This window comes from Streptomyces sp. DH12 (assembly GCF_020873895.1).
Taxonomy (GTDB): Bacteria; Actinomycetota; Actinomycetes; order Streptomycetales; family Streptomycetaceae; genus Streptomyces.
The window spans coordinates 1-757 of sequence record NZ_JAHWGT010000238.1 but is presented as its reverse complement, the minus strand read 5'-3'; the positions used below and the strand labels follow the sequence as shown (position 1 = coordinate 757).

Annotated in this window: 1 pseudogene; it reads left to right on the top strand. The window is 78.1% G+C overall.

The annotated features are described in order from the left end of the window. Positions 1-757 (top strand): annotated as a pseudogene (locus tag LPA54_RS33770) (hypothetical protein); the annotation flags it as partial.

Genomic DNA, 757 nt, shown 5'->3' with positions numbered 1-757 from the left:
CATGCTGCCCGGCTACGGCGACCTCGACGCCGACTGCGACTGCGACGCCCTCGACCACCCCTGCCCGCACGCCACCGCCCTCGCCTACCAGCTGTCCTGGCTGCTGGACACCGACCCCTGGCTGCTGCTCCTGATCCGCGGCCGTGACGCCGAGGAGGCGGTGGAGGAACTCAAGTCGGCGCTGCTGCTGCGGGCGTTGGCCGGCGACGACGAGGAGGACGACGAGCCGTACGACGAGGAGGCCGGGGACGGGACCGTCGGCGGGACGGTCCGGACGCCCGACGACAGCCTTCAGCGCGCGGCCTACGCCCGCCCCGCCGCCGCGCCGCCCGCCCTGCCGCCGCTGCCCGAACCGCCCGCCGCCCCCGAGGAGCCGCTGACCGGCATCGAGGCCGACCCGCTGGACCGGCTGGCCGCGGACGCCGCCCTGCGCGCCCGCGAACTCCTCGCCTACGCCCACGGGTTCGGCGCAGAGCCACCGGAACCGCTCGACGTCTGGCAGGACACGGTCCGGCTGGCGGCCACCCACCCCGACCCGCGTGCGGCGGAGCGGCTCCGCACCGGCTCCGGCCGCCCCGCCGAGGACCTGGACCGGGCCGCCACCGCGTGGCGCACCGGCGGCCGGGCCGCCCTGGACGTCCTGGAACACCCCTGGACCCCGCCCGAGCAGCAGACCGCGCGCGCCCGCACCGCGCTCGCCACGGCCTGGGAGGCGGAGGAACTCCCCCCGGTCGACGTCGACGGCCACCAGTGGACG